Here is a 7,813-nt window from a genome sequence, read left to right as displayed (position 1 = left end):
TACTTTATTAACTTCTTCTTCGTTAAGCATATGCAACCTCCTTTTGCTACACTTTCAGTATGTATTAATCCTTCCTTATCTTGCCAACACTTTTAATTACACCCCTACTCATTCTAACTAATTTTTTTACAATAACCCTGCTTTTTCTAACTTTAAAAATTTAGGAAGGCTAAATTAAACTCCATTTTCTTCCACTTTGGGCTAGCAATTGATTAGCCTCTTCAGGTCCCCAGGTGCCGGCGGCATAATTTGGGAAGCAGGGGGCAGGATTATCTTGCCAGTGGTGGAGGATAGGCGATAATAGTTTCCAGGAAGCTAGCACTTCATCTGCTCGTGCAAATAAGGTATTGTCTCCCGACATGCAATCTAAGATTAGCCTTTCATAAGCTTCAGGAGGGGTGGCGCCAAAATAAGATCCATACTGGAAATCCATCTTAACAGGTTGGATGGGGCTATTGATACCGGGCACTTTGCAATTAATTTTTAAAGAAATTCCTTCATCAGGTTGAATGCGTATTACTAAGACATTCTGTTCAATTGTTTTACCTGCATCATTAAAGAGAAAACCTGGTACCGCTTTAAAAGTAATAGCTATTTCGGTAGCTCTTTTAGGAAGTCTTTTGCCTGCTCTAAGGTAAAAAGGCACACCAGACCAGCGCCAGTTATCAATAAATAACTGTAGGGCAACATATGTCTCTACTGTGGATTGAGGATGCACATTTTCCTCTTGCCTATATCCATTGACTGGCTGGCCGTTAATAAGGCCGGGGCCATATTGTCCGCGGATGATTAAGCGATCCATCTGATCCATAGAAAAAGGGCGAATGGATTCAATCACTTTGACTTTTTCATTATGAATGGCTTCAGCTTTAAGGCTATTGGGAGGTTCCATACAGACAAGAGAGAGAAGTTGCATCATATGATTTTGAACAATATCTCTTAGCATGCCTGCTTCTTCAAAAAATCGACCGCGGTTGCCAATGCCTATTTCTTCTCCTACTGTAATTTGGACATTATCGACGTGGCTATTATTCCAAATAGCTTCAAAAAGAGGATTGCTAAAACGAAATACTAAAAGGTTTTGTACAGTTTCTTTACCTAAATAATGGTCGATGCGATAGATCTGCGACTCGTTGAGATATTGAGATATTTCTTTTTGCAGATTCTTGGCAGAGTCTAAGTCGAAGCCAAAAGGTTTTTCAATAATAACTCGCGACCATTTATCAGGATTTTCTACCTCGTTATAAATAAGGTTATGTTGGCTCAGTTTTTGGATAATAAGAGGAAAAAAACTAGGCTGGGTAGATAGATAAAAAACTCTATTTCCTTTTGTTCCATATTTAATATCTAGGTCTTCAAGGAGCTTAGCTAGCCGTATATACCCTTCATCTTCATGGAATTCGGCCATATGATAATACAGCTGCTCACTAAAAGTATTCCACATGTTCTTATCGACAGGCCTTGTGCGTGAAAAGCTATTGATTCCTTCCATCATCTCATGGCGAAAGTCCTCATCAGCTTTTTTACGCCGTGCAAAACCTACACAGGCGAAGTGAGAGGGAAGCAATCTTTCTTTATTGAGGTTATAAAGCGCAGGGACTAACTTACGAGCAGTCAGATCACCTGTGGCACCAAAGATTACCATGATACAGGGGGGAGCCGTTCTATGAGAACGATTGGCTTCTGTAAGTGCAGTCGAAAACTCTTTAGCGATCTGAAATGTAGCTGTCGACATAAAAGTCTCCTCGAAATAGATATTCTTTAGCTGTGTTTTTAACAAACGGCTCGATATATTTCACTACAAATGAAGATATGATCGAAGGCCTTAATTGGTAATGACCTTAAGTGGGTTGAGTAGGTTGAGCTTGCGAAGAACATATATTCTGATCTGATTCAACCCTTAATTGCCCCAGCGATTCAATAAATTCAAAATGTTTCTTCTCCACAGGGGTGATTGATAAACGGGAGCCTTTCTCTAAGATCTTTAGCCCTTCAAGCTGAGGGTATTTTCTTAAATTAGCTAGAGCAATAACTTGGGAAAATTTCTTTACAAACTCTACTTCTACCATCATCCAAATAGGATGATCGGGGGTAGCTTGGGGATCATAATAAGGGCTATCTTTATCCCACGCAGTAAAATCAGCATGAGCTTCCCGGCATATTCGGCAAATACCTACTATACCTGAGGGCTTTGCATTGGAATGATAAAAAAGCACCAAATCACCCTCTTTCATCCTATCGCGCATAAAATTGCGGGCTTGGAAATTTCGTACACCCTCCCATTCAGAAAATCCTTCGCGTTGTAAATCATCGATAGAAAAAACTGAAGGTTCGGTTTTCATTAGCCAATATTGAGTGTTAGAAATCATATGTCCCACCATGACGTAATTTCAAATGATCAAGATAATTTTGTAGGATAATGATAGCCGCAACATTGTCAACAGATTTAGCACGTTTTTTGCGATTTAGCTTCCCTTCTTTCATCGTACGTTCGGCTTGAACAGATGTAAGCCGTTCATCCCAAGAAACTACAGGAATAGAAAGTAAATTTTTCAATAGGCTTATAAAATATTGAGTCTCATCTGCCAGATAACCTCTTGTTCCATTCATTAAGAGGGGCAGCCCTATAACTAGTTCGAGCAGAGTGTAATGGTTAGCTTTTTGATGCTCTTCTAAAAGTAAAACCAGCTTTTTAGCAGTATCGCTTGTTTTTTTTTCGCAGCTAAGCGTCATAAAAGGTAGTGCAATCGTTTTAGTTTCATCGGAAACAGCGATGCCTATGCGTGCTAATCCGTAGTCTAAAGCTGCGATGCGAGTGATCGAAGGCTTTTCTATTTGGACGCCGCTCATTTTTTGGCCTGATAATCAATCATGGCTTGTACAAAAGATTTAAATAGGGGATGCGCTTGGGTAGGTTTAGATTTAAATTCAGGATGGAATTGTACACCTACCATCCAAGGATGATCTTTAACTTCAGCAATCTCACATAGTGAGGCGGATTCCAGCGTACCAGAAATAGTAAAACCAGCTTGCTCCATCTGCTCTTTATATTTATTATTAAACTCGTAACGATGGCGATGCCTTTCAGAAATTTTATCTTTTTTATAGGCCTGATAAGCTTTCGATCCTGGCTTCAAACAACAGTTATAAGCTCCCAGTCGCATCGTACCGCCCATATCTTGCGCAACTTTTTGTTCACTTAACAAAGAGATCACAGGATTTTTTGTAAAGGGATCTACTTCGGTTGTATTAGCATCTTCCAGCTTAACTACATGCTTTGCAAATTCTACTGCCATCACTTGCATGCCAAGACAAATACCAAAATAAGGTATTTTACGCTCGCGACAATATTTTGCCGAAAAGATTTTTCCCATCCAACCTCTTTCTCCAAAGCCTCCTGGAACCAGATAGCCATCGCATCCTTGGATTATATTTTCTAGATCCACTCCTTCTTCTGCTAATTTATCAGCTTCATAACATTTGATTTCTAGCTTGTAACCTAAAGAAATAGCCCCATGGTGCAGAGATTCAAAAACCGATTTATAGGCATCTTGATGTTGTACATATTTACCAATGACTCCTACCGTAATCGTTCCCTTAGGATGATGGATAGTATCAAGGATTTTCTGCCAATCCGCCAAGTCGACAGGTCTATTAGGCAAATGAAGCATTTCACAAATCATTGAGTCGAGATTTTGCTCATGTAGCTTCAAAGGAACTTCATAAATGCTCGATTCAACATCTGCTTCGTCAATGACTGCTCGGCGGCTAACATTACAAAAAAGACTTAATTTATCTTTAACTTCTTCGGGTAAAGGATTCTCGCAACGACAGATAATAATATCGGCAAAAATACCAATTTCTCTTAAAACTTGTACAGAATGTTGAGAGGGCTTGGTTTTAACTTCTCCTGCTGCTTTTAAGTAAGGAACATAAGTAAGGTGGATATTTAAGCATTTGCCTTTATTTTCATTATGGAATTGACGGATAGCTTCTAGGAAAGGCAGCGATTCGATGTCACCTACTGTTCCTCCTATTTCCACTAAAACAACATCAATATTTTCTTCTTGCTTAGTACAAATATGAATGCGCTGCTTAATTTCATCGGTAATATGAGGGATAACCTGCACTGTTTTTCCTAGATAATCTCCCTGCCTTTCTCGACGAATTACACTATTATAAATCTGCCCTGAAGTTGCATTGGAGGCATGCGATAAAGGGGAGTTGGTATAGCGGTAATAATGTCCCAGGTCAAGATCAGTTTCCGCTCCATCGTCGGTTACATATACCTCGCCGTGCTGATAAGGACTCATAGTACCAGGATCTACATTTAAGTAAGGATCAAATTTAAGTAAGGCAATTTTGAGGCCTTTTTTTTCAAGCAGCATCGCAATAGAGGCAGCTGTCAACCCTTTACCTAGAGATGAACAAACTCCGCCTGTTATGAACAAATATTTTGTTTGCATAATAATAGTGACTCAATTTTTTTTATATCTTCGGGATGGTCAACGCTAAGGCTTGCACTTTCGACTATCGCAGTTTTTATCTTATAACCATGTTCTAAAACTTTAAGCTGTTCTAGGTCTTCTGCTAGTTGTAGGGGAGTAGTCCCTAACTTACCATAGGTGAATAAGAATTCTCGTCGAAATCCATAGATTCCAATATGTTTAAAGTAGGCCATGCGAGGATCAAATTTTGCCAGGGGATTACTAGGGATCAAAGAACGGCTAAAGTAAAGAGCATTTCCCTGTCGATCTAAGCAGCATTTAACAACAAAGGGATTTAAAGCCTCAGCTTCTGAATGAATTCTTGTAACCGCTGTGGACATCACATTATGGGGATCTTGGAGCAACAGCTGCACCACTTCATGAATGATAGAAGGTTCTAAACAAGGTTCATCACCCTGTATATTCACTACTATAGCGACTTCTTTAAAAAGAGGGTTAGCTTGTACGGCCTCTATTAAACGATCTGAGCCGGTGGGACAGCCAGAAGAAGTCATAACGACCTTACCTCCAAAGCTTTCTACATGCTCAAAAATTTTTCTATCATCTGTCGCCACAAAAACTTCATCTAAAGAAAGGCATTTTTTGGTATTTTCGTAGGTTCTTTGGATGAGTGATTTGCCTAAAATAGTTGCTAAAGGTTTTCCAGGAAAGCGAGTGCTCCCATAACGTGCGGGGATAACCCCGATAATTTTCGGTGATTTTGTTTCCGACATCTCTTCTCTTAAAATTTATAAAAAAGCAGTTTATTTCATTGGATCCATAAATTCAAGAGTTATTCGAACCGATATTGCTATCTTTAAACAGCTGCTGTTTACACGAAGAGAACAAAATGGATTACAGGTTCTTTTTGATAGGGGAGGGAAAAAACTTATGGAGCCACAGCCATAGAAGGCCGCTAGATGATAATTTCATAGCTTTTGCAAGTTAATAGCGCTTAAAGGTAAATTTTCCTGCATCTCTGTGGTCTTCTTATCGTATTTAGCAAGTAATTCTTCAAAATAAGGAACTAGAGGGTTTCTATAAATGCTCACGACCTCTTTTTCTACGGCGGGAAAAATATCGGCTACATTCTTTAAAGTAATTGTATTAACATCGCGAGCAGGCTGGTAATAAATCTCTCCGTCAGAATGATAGTCTGTCGTTGAAAGAATTTTATAGTAAATTAAGATTTTGAGAATTTCTGCTAACTTGATCTTGGCTGCTCCAAGCTTATCTGAAAGCTGATGAATAGTATAAGGAGAATTACCTTCACAAAAATTACGCATGCAGCTGTAAATAATCATAAGAGCTAGCACACGTCGACAAGCTAGGGTTTGAGGGGTACCTTTACGCGTAGGCGCATAATTCCATGCCATAATCTCTGCTTGGTAGGCCAATTCAGCTCCAGCTAAAATGATCATCCAACTTAAATTTAACCATATTAAAAATAAAGGTAAAGCCGCGAAACTTCCGTAAATAGCCCCGTAGCTAGAAAGTTTTAACTGTATATTAATATAAAATGTTTGGATAAGTTGATAGGCTGTTCCTCCTACAAGTACGCCAAGCATTCCATATCTGAATGAAATCTTTCGATTAGGCAAAAAGAAATATAAGAAAGTAAATAGCATCCAAGTTATCAAAAAGGGAAAAAAATGAATAAATAGATATTCAAAGAAAACTGCTTTTCCAGAAATTTCTACAAAATGGGTTTTTAGATAAATAGTTAAGCTACTTGAAACGACAAAAAATAAGGGGCATATAATAATGGCTGCAATATAGTCGGTAACTTTCCTTATCCAAGACCGCGCACGAGGAATTTTCCAGATATCATTTAAAGCTTCTTCCACATTCCCAAAGATATTATAAACAGTCCATAAAAGTAATATCACTCCAACCCCAGCAATCAAGGTACTACTCGTTTCTTCCAAAAGGCTATACGCAAAGTCTATTGCATAGCTAGCAATATCGGGCTGCTTGCTAAGTTGTTCTTTGATAACTTCTTCTAAAAAGGGGGCAAAGCCGAAACCTCTTGCAAGTCCAAGAATTACGGCAAATACGGGAACAATAGACATTAAAGTAAAGTATGTTAATGCTGCTGCACGCGCGTTGCAGTCATCTTCATAAAAACTTTTAACTGTATGACAAAATAGTTTCCATATTCTTTTCATAAATGCAGATTATATCAAATCTTGAACTTATGCAAGCACTAGCTAGTAATAACTTAAGCAAGAAAAGGATGGCTTAGCCCTTTACTTGCTGCTAAAAAGCCATATAAAACTTATATCTACACCTTGCAACGGTTCAACATTTTTTGCATGAGGATGTTTCTCTAGTTTTTGTATTCGTTCAGAAATTATTTTTCTAATATTGTTGGGATTATTTTAAGCCGCTTTCCTACACTAGACGCCCATTCGATCGTATACGTAGCTTTTGTCATCGTGGCTTTAGCCTAATCGTTTTTTCATCTCTTTCAAAGAAATAGTACCCTTTACTTCAATCTCTTTTAAAGCTTTTTTTGCTTCATGAATATCTTGAGCAACCTCTCGGGCTTCCAAAGTTTCTAAATCCTCAATCGGCACTACTGCTACTCGTTTCTTGTGATTGGTAAGAAGGATACGTTTTTTATGGTAATTGACCTCTCTGAAAATCTCTCCTAAGTCTTTTCTTGCTTGAGTAGCTGAAATGCTTCTTATGTTCTTCATATTACTCTCCTTTCACTGTTCACGTATAACATACCAAATATATAAAATTAAACTTATATACCCGTCAGGTAAAATATTTTATAGATATGTAATTATTCCTTTAAAGAGTTTGAAAATAGCACTTGAAAAAATCTTCTATTTCTCATTTTAAGTAATATGAAAGGAGAGCACTAAAGTGAGCAAGTGGATAAGAGCACAAATACACTTGTGTCAGGCAATAGAAACGCTTATTGGCCAAATGAAAAATGAGGAAATTTTAGGTAAAAGCTATTTTAGTTCGACCTGAATTAACCTTAAAAATTTCTTCATGGCATCCATTTTAGAAAGAAAAATTATGAATTTTCTTTTAGACCTAAGTTAAAAAACTGCAAATCCAAGAATTTTTGTTGATGAGTATGATAATTGGCTAAAAATTAAGAGTTTTAGAGCAGGAGGTAGCCTTCAAGATAGAGCGTTAAAGCAATTTAAAGAAGAAAACGAGTTTTTTTAGCCTGAATAAAGACGCTTGGGAGAATTTTGAGCGACTAGCCAGTTGTAAATTAAACGCATGTTATGGCCAATTCCACATAGAATGGCGTTAAAAAAATCTCCCAAACGGCCTTTAAGGTAATTGCGTCCCAGTTT

7 protein-coding genes are annotated in these 7,813 nt (G+C 37.9%); all 7 read right to left on the bottom strand.

Going from position 1 to position 7,813, the window contains the following annotated elements:
• Positions 1-169: 169 nt before the first annotated feature.
• The 7 genes from zwf to NEOC84_RS09165 all read right to left on the bottom strand — a co-directional run bounded on the left by zwf (position 170) and on the right by NEOC84_RS09165 (position 7,189).
• A complete protein-coding gene (zwf, locus tag NEOC84_RS09195) occupies positions 170-1,645 on the bottom strand; it encodes a glucose-6-phosphate dehydrogenase (RefSeq protein WP_347566668.1) in 1,476 nt (491 codons plus the stop codon).
• A 196-nt stretch (positions 1,646-1,841) separates the two neighbouring features.
• Positions 1,842-2,369, bottom strand: coding sequence for an EVE domain-containing protein (locus tag NEOC84_RS09190; RefSeq protein WP_166158462.1), 528 nt, complete (start codon positions 2,367-2,369; stop codon positions 1,842-1,844).
• The gene (gene ruvX, locus NEOC84_RS09185; RefSeq protein WP_166158459.1) at positions 2,359-2,850 is read right to left on the bottom strand and encodes a Holliday junction resolvase RuvX; all 492 of its coding nucleotides are present in this window, start codon (positions 2,848-2,850) and stop codon (positions 2,359-2,361) included. The genes NEOC84_RS09190 and ruvX overlap by 11 nt, the downstream gene beginning before the upstream one ends.
• Positions 2,847-4,466, bottom strand: a complete 1,620-nt coding sequence (locus tag NEOC84_RS09180) for a CTP synthase (protein WP_166158456.1) — start codon at positions 4,464-4,466, stop codon at positions 2,847-2,849. Before NEOC84_RS09180 ends, ruvX begins: the two co-directional genes overlap by 4 nt.
• Positions 4,442-5,221: a 3-deoxy-manno-octulosonate cytidylyltransferase gene (gene kdsB, locus NEOC84_RS09175; protein WP_166158453.1), complete on the bottom strand. Its 780-nt coding sequence runs from the start codon at positions 5,219-5,221 to the stop codon at positions 4,442-4,444. The genes NEOC84_RS09180 and kdsB overlap by 25 nt, the downstream gene beginning before the upstream one ends.
• A gap of 195 nt (positions 5,222-5,416) precedes the next feature.
• Positions 5,417-6,655 (bottom strand): YihY/virulence factor BrkB family protein, encoded by a 1,239-nt coding sequence (locus tag NEOC84_RS09170; RefSeq protein ID WP_166158450.1) that lies wholly within the window; start codon positions 6,653-6,655, stop codon positions 5,417-5,419.
• A gap of 276 nt (positions 6,656-6,931) precedes the next feature.
• Complete coding sequence (locus NEOC84_RS09165) at positions 6,932-7,189, bottom strand: type II toxin-antitoxin system prevent-host-death family antitoxin (RefSeq protein WP_166158447.1); 258 nt, start codon at positions 7,187-7,189, stop codon at positions 6,932-6,934.
• Positions 7,190-7,813 lie beyond the last annotated feature (624 nt).

This window comes from Neochlamydia sp. AcF84 (assembly GCF_011087585.1).
Classification (GTDB): Bacteria; Chlamydiota; Chlamydiia; order Chlamydiales; family Parachlamydiaceae; genus Neochlamydia.
This window is presented reverse-complemented; position numbering and strand designations above follow the sequence as displayed.

Bases quoted from the DNA above. Each gene is read 5' to 3' on its own strand.
- zwf (WP_347566668.1), bottom strand. From the start codon at position 1,645: ATGGTAATCTTTGGTGCCACAGGTGATCTGACTGCTCGTAAGTTAGTC.
- NEOC84_RS09190 (WP_166158462.1), bottom strand. From the start codon at position 2,369: ATGATTTCTAACACTCAATATTGGCTAATGAAAACCGAACCTTCAGTT.
- NEOC84_RS09165 (WP_166158447.1), bottom strand. From the start codon at position 7,189: ATGAAGAACATAAGAAGCATTTCAGCTACTCAAGCAAGAAAAGACTTA.
- NEOC84_RS09180 (WP_166158456.1), bottom strand. From the start codon at position 4,466: ATGCAAACAAAATATTTGTTCATAACAGGCGGAGTTTGTTCATCTCTA.
- kdsB (WP_166158453.1), bottom strand. From the start codon at position 5,221: ATGTCGGAAACAAAATCACCGAAAATTATCGGGGTTATCCCCGCACGT.
- NEOC84_RS09170 (WP_166158450.1), bottom strand. From the start codon at position 6,655: ATGAAAAGAATATGGAAACTATTTTGTCATACAGTTAAAAGTTTTTAT.
- ruvX (WP_166158459.1), bottom strand. From the start codon at position 2,850: ATGAGCGGCGTCCAAATAGAAAAGCCTTCGATCACTCGCATCGCAGCT.